A 13,293-nucleotide genomic window follows, 5' to 3' on the forward strand; every position below is an offset into this window, starting at 1 on the left:
GACATCTTCTGGTCCCGGTGCTGCCGGGCTTCACTCCACCACTTGCGTGAAACTGTCGGGAATGCTCTTTGCTTGAGCGTTATCCGTGGGGCCACCGGCCCCGATCCAGAGAGATGAGATGAGCAAACTCGTTATCAGCGCCGGCGATTTCACCTTCGATGCCCGCTTCGAGGAGCAATTGGCGCCGAAGACCGTCGCCGCGTTCCGCAAAGCACTGCCGTTCGAAAGCCACATCATCCATGTGCGCTGGAGCGGTGAGGGCGTGTGGATGCCGCTCGGCGACCTCGATTTCGGTGTCGGCTACGAGAACCACACCAGCTATCCCGCGCCCGGCCAGATCATCCTTTACCCGGGCGGCATCAGCGAGACCGAGATCCTGCTCGCCTATGGCGGCGTGCATTTCGCGAGCAAGATGGGCCAGCTCGCCGGCAACCATTTCATCACGCTGACCTCGGGCCTGGAGAATCTGGCGACACTGGGCAAGAGCGTGCTGTGGAAGGGCGCCCTGCCGATCCGCTTCGAGGAAGTCTGAGTGACCGAGCCCCGCTACCCGCGCGATCTCCGTGGCTACGGCCGCAACCCACCGCATCCGCAATGGCCCGGTGACGCGCGGGTCGCGGTGCAGTTCGTCGTCAATTTCGAGGAAGGCGGCGAGAACAACATCCTGCACGGCGACCGCGCCTCGGAAGCCTTCCTATCCGACGTGCTCGGGGCGCAGCCCTGGCCCGGCCAGCGCCACGCCAATATCGAATCCATGTTCGAATACGGTTCGCGCGCCGGCTTCTGGCGGCTGTGGCGGATGTTCACCGCGCGCAACTGGCCGACCACAGTGTTCGGCGTCGCCACCGCGCTCAAGCGCAATCCGGAAATCGTCGCGGCGATGAAGGAGGCGGGCTGGGATATCGCCAGCCACAGCCTGAAATGGATCGAGCACAAGGACATGACGGAGGCGCAGGAGCGCGCCGAGATCGCCGAGTCCATCCGCGTGCATACCGAGGCGACCGGCTCGCGTCCGCTCGGCTGGTACACCGGGCGCTCCTCCATCAACACCAACCGTCTGTTGATGGAGGAGGGCGGCTTCCTCTATCTCTGCGACTCCTATGCCGACGATCTGCCCTATTGGGTGAAGGGTCCGGGCGGCAAGCAGCTCATCATTCCCTATACGTTGGACGCCAACGACATGCGCTTCATCAACCCGCAAGGGTTCGCGGAAGGCGAGCAGTTCTACACCTATCTCAAGGACGCCTTCGACGTGCTCTACGCGGAAGGCGAAACCGCGCCGAAGATGATGTCGGTCGGCCTGCATTGCCGCCTCGTCGGCCGGCCCGGCCGCGCGGCGGGGCTGATCCGCTTCCTCGACCATATCGGCAAGCACGAGCGCGTCTGGGTGCCGACGCGGCTGCAGATCGCGCAGCACTGGCACGAGAAGCATGCCCATCTTGCCGTCAACGCATTCGAGATCGGGTGAGATGATGTCGCAGATCTCGCTCGCCGACCTCAACGCCGCAAGCAGGGCCGACTTCGTCGCCGCGCTCGCCAACGTCGTCGAATATTCGCCGTGGATCGCCGAGCAGCTCGCGGTAAAGCGGCCGTTCGCCGGCATCAATGAGCTGCACGCCGCGCTGATGGCGGCGATCCAGAGTGCCGAGCCTGACGTGCAGCTGGCGCTGATCCGGGCGCATCCCGATCTCGCCGACAAGACGCAGCGCGCCGCCGGTCTCACCGCGGAATCGACCGACGAGCAGAACAGCGCCGGGCTCGACCGCCTGTCGGAGGCCGAATACGCGGCGTTCGAGCGCGCCAACAACGCCTACCGCGACAAGTTCGGCTTTCCCTATATCGTCTGCGTGCGCAGACACACCAGGGATTCCGTGCTGCGCGACTTCGAGACGCGACTGCTCAATATCGCCAAGACCGAGACGCGACGTGCGATCGAGGAAATTGGCCGCATCTCCGCGCTGCGGCTGGATCAGCTCGTCATTGCCGATGACAGGCTGAAGGTGCACGGCCGGCTCTCGACCCATGTGCTGGACAATCACATTGGCAAGCCTGCGCCGGGCGTCCCGATCGAGCTCGTGGAGCTCGCGAGCCTTGGCGAGAGCCGCGTCATCGCGCGCGCGGTGACCAATGCCGACGGGCGCACCGACCAGCCTCTGATCGGCGGTCGCCCGCTGCCGATCGGCCGCTACGAGCTCAGATTCCGCGTTGCCCAATACTACGCGGAGCGCAATGTGCCGCTGTCCGATCCGCCGTTTCTCGACGAGATCCCGCTGCGCTTTGCGATCAGCGAGCCGGAAAGCCATTACCACGTGCCGCTGCTGGTCACGCCCTGGAGCTATTCGACCTATCGCGGCAGCTAAAGCACGTAGGTCGGGCGGGCTGGTTCACCTCTCCCAGACGGGGAGAGGTCGGATTGCGCAGCAATCCGGGTGAGGGGCTGCGGCGCTCGGTGAGACCTAAACCCCTCACCCGGATCGCATCTTCGATGCGCTCCGACCTCTCCCTACGGGAGAGGTGAAACCCACTCTAGTCGCCGAACTTCTCGTGCAGCGCCGGAAACAGCCGATCCGGTTTGAAGGGCGGTGCGGTGAAGCGAATGCCGGTGGCATCCGCAATTGCGTTGCCGAGTGCAGCGGCGACCGGATTGTACGGGCTCTCGCTCATCGACTTTGCGCCCAGCGGTCCGATCGTGTCGGACGTCTCGGCGAAGTGCACCTCCGTGCGCGGAACATCGGCGAAGGAGGGCAGGTGGTAGTCGCGAAATTTCGGGTTGATGACGCGGCCATTCGCATCGATCACCATCTCCTCGTAGAGCGCAGCGCCGAGCGCCTGCGCCACGCCGCCTTCGACCTGACCGCGGCATTGCGCGGGATTGGCGACGACGCCCGCGTCCGCCGCGTGCACGCTCCTGAGAATCCTGAGCTCTCCGGTGGCCTTGTTCACGGCGACACGAAAACCCTGCACGTTGAAGCCGACCGAACGCGGCGTGCCGGTGGAATTGCCGCTGCCTGTGAACGGCCGTCCGCGGTCGTGCGCGAGCTTTGCAAGTTCCGTATAGGGCATGCGCCGTACGCCGCTGACGACGGCATCCCCATCGAGCACGCAAGTATCCACGTCGCACAGCCACGCGCCGGCTGCGGCCGCCCGCAGCTCGGTCGCAAGCTGCATCGCCGCCGCATGCGTCGCCTTGCCCGCGACGAAGGTGCCGGCGCTGCCATAGGCGCCGGTGTCGTGGCCGCCATGGGCGGTGTCGGACTGGCGAAGGTGGATCCGCTCGACCGTGGTCGCGAGCGTCGTCGCGGCGATCTGGAGGTGCACGGTGCTGGTGCCGTTGCCGAACTCGGCCGTGCCGACGGTGAGGTCGAAGCCGCCGTCGTCGTTGAGCGCGATCGTCGCGTCGGCGATGTGGCCAGCCGGCGGCACCGTATCGATCATGGCCAGCGCGATGCCGTCACCGATCAGCCATTCCGGCGACAGGTCCGGCTGCGGGCCATCGGCCTGCATCGCGCGCTCGACGAGGTCGAGGCACTGGTCGAGCCCATAGGAGCCGTAGAGCACATCGTGATATTCGGACGGCGGCGGCGACAGCATGGGATCGCCAGGCCTCACGATATTGCGCCGGCGCATCTCGTACGGACTGATGCCGAGCTGACGCGCGAGCTCGTCGATCGCGGCCTCCACCGCGATCAGTGTCTGCGGCAGGCCATAGCCGCGAAACGCGCCCGCCGGCACGGTGTTGGTATAGACGGCGACGCCGTCCACCCGCTTGTTCGGGCAATTGTAGACGCTGATGGACTCGGCCAGGGCGTGGAACATCACGGGGCCGGCATGATTGCCGTAGGCGCCGGTATTGGAGAGCACGTCGAGCTGGAGCGCGGTGAGCTTGCCGTCGGCATCGGCGCCCGCCTTGATGTGGACCCGCATCGGATGCCGCGTCGAGGTCGCGATGAACTGCTCCTCGCGGGTGAGCTCCAGCTTCACGGGCCGCCCGGTCCTCAGCGCAGCGAGCGCCAGGATGTCCTCGACGAACATCTCCTGCTTGCCGCCAAAGCCGCCTCCGACGCGTTCGCAGAACACGCGGACCTTGTCCATGGGAAGCTGGAAAATGTCCGACAGCGCGCGCCGGGTCAGGAATGGGACCTGGGTCGAGGTCCGGACATTGAGCATGCCTGCGTCATCGAGCCATGCGAGGCCGCCGTGGGTCTCCAGTGCCGCATGCTGTACACGGTGACTGTGGAAAGTGGCCTCGTAGGTCACGGCGGACGTGGCGAGCGCGGCCGCGACATCGCCGAACTCGCCGTGCGTTTCCGCGACGAGGTTGCGCTGGGCGTCCGCAACGCGGTTCGCAATGGTGCGGTCAGGATGAATGATAGGCGCCCCCGGATCCATCGCCTGCTCCGGATCGCTCAGCGCCGGCAGGATCTCGTAGCTGACGTTCAGCCTGCGGCATGCCTCCTCGGCGGCGGCTTCGGTCTCGGCGACGACGGCGGCAACCCTTTGGCCGATGAAACGCACGACCTCGTCGAGGATTCGGGTGTCCTCGGGGTCCATCCAGTCCTTCTCGTGCCGCGCGGTCGACATCAGCACGGATGGCGCATCCTCATGCGTCAGCACGGCATGCACGCCGGGGACGCGAAGGGCTTCCGACCTGTCGATCGTGAGGATCCTGGCGTGAGCATGCGGCGAACGCAGCAGCTTGATGTGCAGCAGTCCGTCGATGGCGGTATCGAAGGTGTAGCGCGCCTTGCCGCGCACGATGTCGGGGCCCGCCGGCGCCGGCAGGCTACGGCCGAACGCGGCGCCGGCCTCGATGCTCGCCTCGACATTGGTCTTGCCGAGGATCGCATCCTCGATCGAACGATAACCGGTGCAGCGGCAGATATTGCCCTTCAGCGCTGCGCCGAGATCGGTCCGCTGGGCCTGGTTCAGCGAGGCACAGGTCAGGATCATGCCGGCGGTGCAGAAGCCGCATTGAAAGCCCTGCGCATCGAGGAAGGCCTGCTGCATGGGATGCGTGCCGTCATCTCCGCCAAGACCTTCAATCGTGGTGACGGCGCGTCCCTCGGCGCGGAACGCCGGGATCAGGCAGCTGTGCACCGGCTCCCCGTCGAGCAGCACGGTGCAGGCCCCGCAATCGCCGGCATCGCAGCCCTTTTTGACGCCGTAATGGCCGAGCTCGCGCAGGAACGTGCGCAGGCACTGGCCGGCGCGCGGCTCCTGAGAAAATGCCTTGCCGTTGACCTCGAAGCTCATGGCCGCGTTGCTCCCAGGAGTTCACCGCGAATTTCCTCGGCGAGCCGCAGTGTCATGTGCTTGCGCCAGAGCGGCTTGCCGTGGATGTCGGTGTTGTACAACTCCTCGGTGACGCCTTCCGAGACGGCGGCGCGGAGCGCGGCGGCGTCCGGCGCCTTGGCAAAGAAGAGTTGCACCGGCCGAACCGTCGATGCTGTGATCGTCAGGGTCAGTCTGCCATCCGGATCGAGGCTGCCGATCAGAAGCGCTGCCGAGCGGCCGACGGGGGCTAGCGAAATCTGGCGAAAGGCCGCGCGGCGGCGCAACGCCGCAATCGGGATATCGATCTGGCGCAGCAGGTCGCCGGGCATGAGACGGTTGCTCTGGTTGCCGGTGACGAAATCGACGACGGGAATGTTCTGCTCGCCGCCCCCGGCCTTCCAGATGGTGCAGACGCCGTCGAGCGCCGATGTGAGCGAGATCATCGGCCCCGCCGGCAGCGACATGCAGAGATTGCCGCCGATCGTGGCTGTCTTCCAGATCTTGAAGGAGGCGAGGAAGGCCCGGCAACACTGGCCGATCAATGGCGCTGCGAGCCAGTCGGGCGGGCAGGATAGACCGTCCAGCTGTGCAACCGTGCAGGTGGCGGCAATGGAGAGATGGCTGTCCGTGATCGTCAGCGCCGGCCATCTCAGATCGGTGAGATCGATCAGTCGCCTCAGGTGGACCTGCGGCTCCGAGTACAGCCAGGTGCCCCCTGCAAGCCAGGCATCACCTGTCGTCCAGGCAGGCAGTTGCGCGCGCGTTTGCGGGCGGGCCACCGTCGTGATGGTATTCAAATCCATGGCTGCGCCAGCGCTTCCGCCCAGGGTGAATCGTGGAGACGAGTCTTGCAAGACCGGAGCCAAGCCGCAACAAACAAGTCGTAGCAATACCGTGTTCGGGCTGGCGTTCCCCTTGCAGGCTGGTCGTCATTCGGTGTGTGGAGAAGCAGGATCATGAGCGATGCGAAGCCGATCTGGATCAGAGATCCCCTCGCTATCCTTGCCGATGGTGCCGAACGCGGCATCGTGGTGAAGGACGGCCTGATCGTCGAGCTGGTGCCGGCCGGCGGTGCGCCTGCAACCGCGGATGTCGCGCTGTTCGATGCAGCCGAGCATGTCGTGCTGCCGGGCCTGATCAATACCCATCATCATTTCTACCAGACGCTGACGCGGGCGCTGCCGGCTGCAATGGACCGGCAGCTGTTTCCCTGGCTCCAGGCGCTCTATCCGGTCTGGGCGAGGCTGACGCCTGAGGCGCTCGAGTTCGGCGTCACGGTGGCGATGTCCGAGCTGCTGCTCTCCGGCTGCACCACCACGACCGATCACCACTATGTTTTCCCGGCAGGGCTCGAGGACGCCGTCGACATCGAGGTGGCAGTGGCACAGCGACTGGGTGTGCGGGTGCTGCTGACCCGGGGCTCAATGAACCTGTCGCAGCGCGACGGCGGCCTGCCGCCTGACAGCGTCGTGCAGGACGAGGATACGATCCTCGCCGACAGTGCGCGCGTGGTCGCCAAGCATCACCAGCGCGGCGCGGATGCGATGGTGCAGATCGCGCTCGCACCGTGCTCGCCGTTCTCGGTGACGACCTCGCTGATGCGCGCGACCGCCGATCTCGCCGGCAAGCTCGACGTGCGCCTGCACACCCACCTCGCCGAGACCGAGGACGAGAACAAATTCTGCCAGCAGATGTATGGTTGCCGCCCGCTCGACTATCTCGAGCAATGCGGCTGGCTCAATGCGCGGACCTGGCTCGCCCACGGAATCTTCTTCAACGCCGATGAGATCAAGCGGCTCGGCCAGGCGAAGACGACCATCAGCCATTGCGCCTGCAGCAACCAGCTGCTGGCGTCCGGCTGCTGTCCCGTCTGCGAGATGGAGGAGGCCGGCGTCGGGATCGGGATCGGCGTCGACGGCTCGGCGTCGAACGACGGCTCAAACCTGATGCAGGAGGTACGCGCCGCTTTCCTGCTGCAACGGGCGCGCTACGGGGTAGCGAAAGTCAGCCACATGGATGCGCTGCGCTGGGTCACCAAGGGCTCGGCGGCCTGTGTCGGCCGGCCGGAACTCGGCGCGATCGCCGTCGGCAAGGCCGCCGATCTCGCTCTGTTCAGGCTCGACGAGCTGCGCTTTTCCGGCCATGGCGATCCGCTGGCTGCCTTGGTGCTGTGCGGGGCGCATCGGGCCGACCGGGTGATGGTGGCCGGAAAATGGACGGTGATCGACGGCGCGATTCCGGGCCTGGACGTGGCAGACCTCATCTGCCGCCACGGTTCCGCGGCGCGGGCCATGCGGGCGGGATAAGCCGGGCAAGATGGAAAGAGGGGGCAGCCACAAGTGCCGGGTGCTTCTGGCCACCCCCTCCGAACCTCCTCCGGGAGGAGCAGGTGAATTGGAGAATGCAAGAAGCGTGCTACTTGCCCGGCAGCTTGTCGTCGATGCCTTTCACGTAGAAATTCATGCCAAGGATCTGGCCGTCGTCGAGGTGATCGCCGCCCTTGCACTCGACCGGCTTGCCGTCCTGCCCAACGATCGGGCATTTGAACGGATGCAGCTTGCCCGCAGTGATCGCGGCCTGGGCATCCTCGGCCATCTTTTTCACATCGTCCGGCATGTTGGTGTAGGGCGCCATCGCGAACATGTGGCTGTCGAGGCCGCCCCAGGTGTTTTCGGACTTCCAGGTTCCGGCGAGCTCGGCCTTGACGCGCTCGATGTAGTAGGGGCCCCAGGTATCCAGGATCGAGGTGAGCTGGGTCTTGGGCCCGAACTTGATCATCTCGGAATCCTGGCCGAAGGCGAGCTTGCCGCGTTCGCTGGCGATCTGCATGGCGGCGGGCGAATCCGTGTGCTGCATGATGACGTCGGCGCCCTGGTCGATCAGCGCCTTGGCGGCGTCGGCTTCCTTGCCGGGGTCGAACCAGGTGTTGGCCCAGATGATCTTGACCTTGATGTCCGGGTTGATGGTCTGCGCCGCCAGCATCGTCGCGTTGATGCCCGAGACGACCTCCGGAATCGGGAACGAGCCGATGTAGCCGACCACGCCCGACTTCGACATCTTCGCTGCGATCAGACCTTGAATGTAGCGGCCCTGATACCATTTCGCCGAATAGGTCGACATGTTCGGGTTGCGCTTGTAACCGGTGGCGTGCTCGAAATGCACGTTCGGATATTTCTTGGCGACCTTCAGCGTCGAGTCCATGTAGCCGAAGGACGTCGTGAAGATCAGCTTGTTGCCGGCGCGGACCAGCTGCTCGATCGAGCGCTCGGCGTCGGGGCCTTCGGGCACGTTCTCGAGGTAGGTGGTCTCGATCTTGTCGCCAAGTTCCTTCACCAGCGCCTGACGACCGAGGTCGTGCTGATAGGTCCAGCCGAGGTCTCCGATCGGACCCACATAGACGAAGCCGACCTTCAGCTTGTCGGCGGCGGAGGCTGCACTGATGTTCCCGGCAAGCAAGAGCCCGGCAGTCAGCGCAAGAAGTGATTTCCTCATCATCGATCTCCAACATCAGGGGCAAGCCACGATCCGCAACACGCGCCCCGTCGCGCACGCCGCGGAGAATAATTCAACGATCAGGCACGAACACCGTGCCGAGTGCGGCCGGCGCGGTCGAGCCGCCGCTGCGTGCGCGGGAGAGCAGGACGAGCACAAGGACGGTCGCGAGATAAGGCAGTGCCGACATGAATTGCGAGGGAATGCCGACGCCCCAGCCTTGCGCATGCAATTGCAGGATCGTCACCGCACCGAACAGATAGGCGCCGACCACGAGCCGGCCGGGCCGCCAGGACGAGAACACCACCAGCGCCAGCGCGATCCAGCCGCGGCCGGCGGTCATGCCTGGAACGAAGAACGGTGTATAGGCGAGCGGCAGATAAGCACCGGCAAGGCCGGCGCAGGCACCGCCGAACATCACGGCGAAGGTGCGGATGCGCAGCACGGGATAGCCGAGCGCATGTGCGGAGGCATGATTGTCGCCGCAGGCGCGCAGGATCAATCCCGCGCGCGTGCGGTACAGGAACCACCAGACGCCGACGATCAGTGCGACCGAGAAATAGACGAAGCCGTCCTCGCCGAACAGCACGCGGCCGATCAGCGGAATGTCCGTCAGGACGGGAATATGGAGGTGCATTGCCGGCGTGATGCGTTCGCCGACGAAGCCGGCGCCGATCAGGCCGGAGAGCCCGACGCCGAGGATGGTCAGCGCGAGCCCGGTCGCAACCTGGTTGACGGCAAGTCCGAGCGCCATCAGCGCGAAGATGAGCGACATCAGCGTGCCCGCGACCATGCCGAACAGCGCGCCGATGAAGATCGATCCGGTCAGCCAGGCGCCGGCAAAGCCGCAGGCCGCGCCGACGATCATCATGCCCTCGACGCCGAGATTGAGCACGCCGGAGCGCTCGGTCACGAGCTCGCCGGTCGCCGCGATCAGCAGCGGCGTCGACGCGGCGAGCACCGCGAGGATGATGGCTTCAACCAGCTCCACGAGTCACCTCTCGGTTCGGGAAGACCAGCTTGAAGCGGTAGAGGATGAGGGAATCGCAGGCGAGCACGTAGAACAGCAGAATGCCCTGAAAGACCTTGGTGACGTCCAACGGGATCTTCATCGCGATCTGCGCCTGCTCGCCGCCGATAAAGGTCAATGCCAGGAATAGGCCTGCGATGAGTATTCCAAGCGGGTTCAGGCGACCGAGGAAAGCGACGATGATCGCGGTAAAGCCGTAACCAGGCGAGATGCCGGGCTGGAGATGCCCGATCGGACCTGCAACCTCGATGATCCCGGCGAGGCCCGCCAGTGCGCCTGATACCGCGAAGGTCAGGATGATCAGCTGATTGGCATTGAAGCCGCCGAACCGCGCGGCACGGGGCGCAGCTCCAACCACGCGGATCTCAAAGCCCTTGATGGTGCGCCCGAGCAGGATCGCCGCTGCTGCGACGACGAGCAGGGCGATGATCGAGCCGAGATGCAGCCGGCCGCCTTCGATCAGCAAGGGGACGGTCGCCACCGGATCGAATTCCGCCGTGGTCGGGAAATTGAATCCCTGCGGGTCGCGCCATGGCCCGCGCACGAGATAGTCGAGGAAGAGGTCGGCGACATAGACCAGCATCAGGCTGGTCAGGATCTCGCTGGCGCCGAACTTGACCTTGCAGATCGCCGGGATCAGCGCATAGAGCGCGCCCGCTGCGGCGGCGAGGACAAACATGGCCGGCAGCACCCAGGCGCCGGCGTCGGTGCCTTGCGTCTTCACCGCGATCCAGCTTCCGGCGACTGCGCCGATCAGGAATTGCCCTTCGGCGCCGATGTTCCAGGCGTTGGCGAGATAGCAGAGCGACAGCCCGATCGCGATCATCACCAGTGGCGTTGCCTTCACCGCGATCTCCTGGAGCGAATAGCCGTCGGTCAAGGGTGCAATGAAATAGGCGTGCAAGGCGAGCAGCGGATTCTTGCCCAGTATCGCGAACAGGATGACCATGGTCAGGATCGTGAGGCCGATCGCGATCAGTGGGGACACCAGCGCGATCGTGCCGGAGCGCTCGACGCGCTTCTCAAGCACCAGCTGCATGCGCGGCCTCCTTCGGTTCCAGGCTGCTGCCGCCCATCAGGAGGCCGAGCTTTTCGCGGCTCGCGTCGCTTGCTGCGAGCGGAGCGGAAAGCTTGCCATGGAATATCACGGCGATGCGGTCGGCGATCTCCGCGAGCTCGTCGAGATCCTGGCTGGTCACGAGGACGGCGGCGCCTGCGGTTGCGAGATCGAGCAGCGCCTGCCGGATGACGGCGGCGGCGCCGGCATCGACGCCCCAGGTCGGCTGGTTCACCACCAGCACAGCGGGGGAGCGCAGGATCTCGCGTCCCACGATGAACTTCTGCAGATTGCCGCCGGAGAGGCTCGCGGCTTCGGGATCGCGTTTGGCCTTGCGGACGTCGAATGTCTCGGTCGCACGGTCGACCGCCTTCAGCGTGGCTGCGGTGTCGATGAAGCCACGGCGGACCATGCTGCTGGTGGCGTGCCCGGTGAGCAGCGCGTTCTCCGACAGCTTCATGCGCGGCGCGGTGCCGTGGCCGAGCCGCTCCTCGGGTACGAAAGCGGCGCCCAGCCTGCGCCGCTGGGTGATCGAGAGATGGCCGGCGGCGATGCCTTCGATCACCACCGTTCCAGGGTCCTTCGAGAGGCGCTCGCCGGAGAGTGCGGCGAACAGTTCGTCCTGGCCGTTGCCGGCGACGCCGGCGATGCCGAGGATCTCGCCGCCCTTCAGCTCGAACGAGATGTGCTCGAGCCGCACGCCATGCCCGTCTGCGGGGGGCAGCGAAAGATCGTCGACGACGAGCCGCGGCACGGTGGTCTTGCGGCCGGATGCGGCCTTCACTTCCTTGATCTCTCCGCCGACCATCATCCGTGCGAGCGAGGCCGCGGTCTCGAGCCGCGGGTTGCAGGTCTCGACCTTCCTGCCGCCGCGCAGGATCGTCGCGGTGTCACAGAGGCGCTTCACCTCCTCCAGCTTGTGGCTGATATAGAGGATGGCGCGGCCTTCGGCCTTGAGCCGCTCCAGCACGATGAAGAGCTGATCTGCCTCCTGCGGCGTCAGCACCGCGGTGGGCTCGTCCAGGATCAGGAATTTCGGATCCTGCATCAAGGCGCGGACGATCTCGATGCGCTGGCGCTCGCCGACCGACAATTGCCAGACTTCGCGCTTGGGATCGAGCGGCAGTCCATAGGTCTTCGACACCTGCTCCAGCCGCGCCGACATGTCCTTGAAGGACTCTTTGCCGTCGAGGCCGAGCGCGACGTTCTCGGCGACGGTAAGATTGTCGAACAGCGAGAAATGCTGGAACACCATACCGATGCCAAGGCAGCGAGCTTCCGAGGGACCGGAAAGCACGATTCGTTGGCCCTGCCATCGAATCTCGCCGGCGCTGGGCTGGATCAGACCGTAAATGGCCTTGACCAGCGTCGACTTGCCGGCGCCGTTCTCCCCGAGCAGGGCGTGAATTTCACTCGGCCAGATGTCGATGTCGATGGAATCGTTGGCGAGGAAATCGCCATAACGCTTGGTGAGGCCGCTTGTCCTCAGGAGCGGGGAATCGCCGGAATGCTGGCCGTTGGGTGTCGGATCTAACATTCGCTGATGCGCTTGCATGCGTGACGTGTTTCGATAGTGGGCCAATTTGAACCGCGCTGTAAGCTGTGAAAAAGCATCATCCCTTGCTCAACGTTTCGGCGGGCGATCGGCCCAGCGGGTCGTCTACCGTGCTGAGCGACCAGGTCGCGACAGCTGCTCCAACTCGGCATCACATCGGGCGCGATCAGAAAAACGGCGTCATCTCCCTCTGAATGTGCCGCTACTTCGTCCAAGCGCCGTCGTGCAGCGATTCAGCCTCCTTTTCGAGCAGGGGGCCGATGACCTCTGTCGGGCGCTGGCCGCTGGCAAAGACCTCGCGGCACGGCAGGTCGAGGGTCGGATTCTCCGGATGGTTGCCGGTGATGCCGCGCAGGCGATGCTCGCTGAGGCCAAAGACGACGCGGCCGATGCCGGCCCAGTAGATCGCACCGGCACACATCGCGCAGGGCTCGGCCGACGAATAGAGCGTTGCCTTCGCCAGCACTTCGCGCCCGAGCGTGCGGCAGGCCTGGGTGGCCGCGAGACGTTCGGCATGCGCGGTGCCGTCATGGTCCGGCATGTAGCCATTCTCGCTCTCGATGAGAACCTTGCCGTCGGCCGCAACAACGATGCAGCCGAAGGGATGATTGCCATGGCTAAGCGAGCGGCGGGCGACCGCGAACGACAGGCGCAGGAAGTGTTCGTCACGTTCGGACGCGGCGTCCATCGCTACTCCGCGGTCAATGCCCGCCATGCGCCGGGCCGACCAAGGTGAAGGTCGGCTTCGCTGGTCCGTGCTTCATACACAATTTGCCGTGGAACATCACCAGCCGGCCGGACGGATGCTGACAACGGAATTTTCTGGATAACCGATTGAAAAATATCAATAATGTGGCCCGTTCGATCCCTGATTGGGAAGAAATG

11 protein-coding genes are annotated in these 13,293 nt (G+C 65.2%); 4 read left to right on the forward strand and 7 right to left on the reverse strand.

All coding sequences use genetic code 11. The features are described 5' to 3' along the window. The first annotated feature begins 118 nt into the window (after positions 1 to 118). Genes EDE08_RS22380 through uraD form a run of 3 tightly spaced genes read left to right on the forward strand, consistent with a single transcriptional unit; the run spans position 119 to position 2,360 of the window. Complete coding sequence (locus EDE08_RS22380; protein WP_131870951.1) at positions 119 to 532, forward strand: DUF3830 family protein; 414 nt, start codon at positions 119 to 121, stop codon at positions 530 to 532. Further along, complete coding sequence (gene puuE / locus EDE08_RS22385) at positions 533 to 1,468, forward strand: allantoinase PuuE (RefSeq protein ID WP_131870952.1); 936 nt, start codon at positions 533 to 535, stop codon at positions 1,466 to 1,468. A gap of 4 nt (positions 1,469 to 1,472) precedes the next feature. Further along, the gene (uraD, locus tag EDE08_RS22390; protein ID WP_165936108.1) at positions 1,473 to 2,360 is read left to right on the forward strand and encodes a 2-oxo-4-hydroxy-4-carboxy-5-ureidoimidazoline decarboxylase; all 888 of its coding nucleotides are present in this window, start codon (positions 1,473 to 1,475) and stop codon (positions 2,358 to 2,360) included. 166 nt (positions 2,361 to 2,526) lie between these two features. Here the strand turns inward: uraD and EDE08_RS22395 are convergent, their stop codons facing one another. Next, positions 2,527 to 5,253 (reverse strand): molybdopterin-dependent oxidoreductase, encoded by a 2,727-nt coding sequence (locus EDE08_RS22395; RefSeq protein ID WP_131870954.1) that lies wholly within the window; start codon positions 5,251 to 5,253, stop codon positions 2,527 to 2,529. Beyond that, entirely contained in the window at positions 5,250 to 6,077 is an 828-nt protein-coding gene (locus tag EDE08_RS22400) for an FAD binding domain-containing protein (RefSeq protein WP_131870955.1), read from the reverse strand. Before EDE08_RS22400 ends, EDE08_RS22395 begins: the two co-directional genes overlap by 4 nt. Before the next feature lie 153 nt (positions 6,078 to 6,230). Here EDE08_RS22400 and EDE08_RS22405 point away from each other — a divergent pair, with 153 nt between their 5' ends. Further along, positions 6,231 to 7,580, forward strand: coding sequence for an 8-oxoguanine deaminase (locus EDE08_RS22405; RefSeq protein ID WP_165936099.1), 1,350 nt, complete (start codon positions 6,231 to 6,233; stop codon positions 7,578 to 7,580). Between the two features lie 109 nt (positions 7,581 to 7,689). On the opposite strand, the gene EDE08_RS22410 is transcribed toward EDE08_RS22405, so the two are convergent. From EDE08_RS22410 to EDE08_RS22430, 5 genes are all read right to left on the reverse strand, one after another. Continuing rightward, the gene (locus EDE08_RS22410; RefSeq protein WP_165936109.1) at positions 7,690 to 8,766 is read right to left on the reverse strand and encodes a BMP family ABC transporter substrate-binding protein; all 1,077 of its coding nucleotides are present in this window, start codon (positions 8,764 to 8,766) and stop codon (positions 7,690 to 7,692) included. Positions 8,767 to 8,839: 73 nt separating this feature from the next. Continuing rightward, positions 8,840 to 9,757, reverse strand: a complete 918-nt coding sequence (locus EDE08_RS22415; protein WP_131870958.1) for an ABC transporter permease — start codon at positions 9,755 to 9,757, stop codon at positions 8,840 to 8,842. Next, positions 9,744 to 10,835, reverse strand: coding sequence for an ABC transporter permease (locus tag EDE08_RS22420; RefSeq protein ID WP_131870959.1), 1,092 nt, complete (start codon positions 10,833 to 10,835; stop codon positions 9,744 to 9,746). The genes EDE08_RS22415 and EDE08_RS22420 overlap by 14 nt, the downstream gene beginning before the upstream one ends. After that, the gene (locus tag EDE08_RS22425; RefSeq protein ID WP_131870960.1) at positions 10,819 to 12,390 is read right to left on the reverse strand and encodes an ABC transporter ATP-binding protein; all 1,572 of its coding nucleotides are present in this window, start codon (positions 12,388 to 12,390) and stop codon (positions 10,819 to 10,821) included. Before EDE08_RS22425 ends, EDE08_RS22420 begins: the two co-directional genes overlap by 17 nt. A 220-nt stretch (positions 12,391 to 12,610) precedes the next feature. Beyond that, on the reverse strand, positions 12,611 to 13,096 hold the full coding sequence (locus tag EDE08_RS22430; RefSeq protein WP_061877877.1) for a nucleoside deaminase: 486 nt from the start codon (positions 13,094 to 13,096) through the stop codon (positions 12,611 to 12,613). Positions 13,097 to 13,293 lie beyond the last annotated feature (197 nt).

The organism is Bradyrhizobium sp. R2.2-H (genome assembly GCF_004346455.1).
GTDB lineage: Bacteria > Pseudomonadota > Alphaproteobacteria > Rhizobiales > Xanthobacteraceae > Bradyrhizobium > Bradyrhizobium diversitatis.

Excerpts from the sequence above, each read along its gene's own strand:
- EDE08_RS22395 (WP_131870954.1), bottom strand. The coding sequence starts at position 5,253 with ATGAGCTTCGAGGTCAACGGCAAGGCATTTTCTCAGGAGCCGCGCGCC.
- EDE08_RS22425 (WP_131870960.1), bottom strand. The coding sequence starts at position 12,390 with ATGTTAGATCCGACACCCAACGGCCAGCATTCCGGCGATTCCCCGCTC.
- EDE08_RS22380 (WP_131870951.1), top strand. The coding sequence starts at position 119 with ATGAGCAAACTCGTTATCAGCGCCGGCGATTTCACCTTCGATGCCCGC.
- EDE08_RS22400 (WP_131870955.1), bottom strand. The coding sequence starts at position 6,077 with ATGGATTTGAATACCATCACGACGGTGGCCCGCCCGCAAACGCGCGCG.
- EDE08_RS22405 (WP_165936099.1), top strand. The coding sequence starts at position 6,231 with ATGAGCGATGCGAAGCCGATCTGGATCAGAGATCCCCTCGCTATCCTT.
- EDE08_RS22420 (WP_131870959.1), bottom strand. The coding sequence starts at position 10,835 with ATGCAGCTGGTGCTTGAGAAGCGCGTCGAGCGCTCCGGCACGATCGCG.
- EDE08_RS22430 (WP_061877877.1), bottom strand. The coding sequence starts at position 13,096 with ATGGACGCCGCGTCCGAACGTGACGAACACTTCCTGCGCCTGTCGTTC.
- EDE08_RS22410 (WP_165936109.1), bottom strand. The coding sequence starts at position 8,766 with ATGAGGAAATCACTTCTTGCGCTGACTGCCGGGCTCTTGCTTGCCGGG.
- uraD (WP_165936108.1), top strand. The coding sequence starts at position 1,473 with ATGTCGCAGATCTCGCTCGCCGACCTCAACGCCGCAAGCAGGGCCGAC.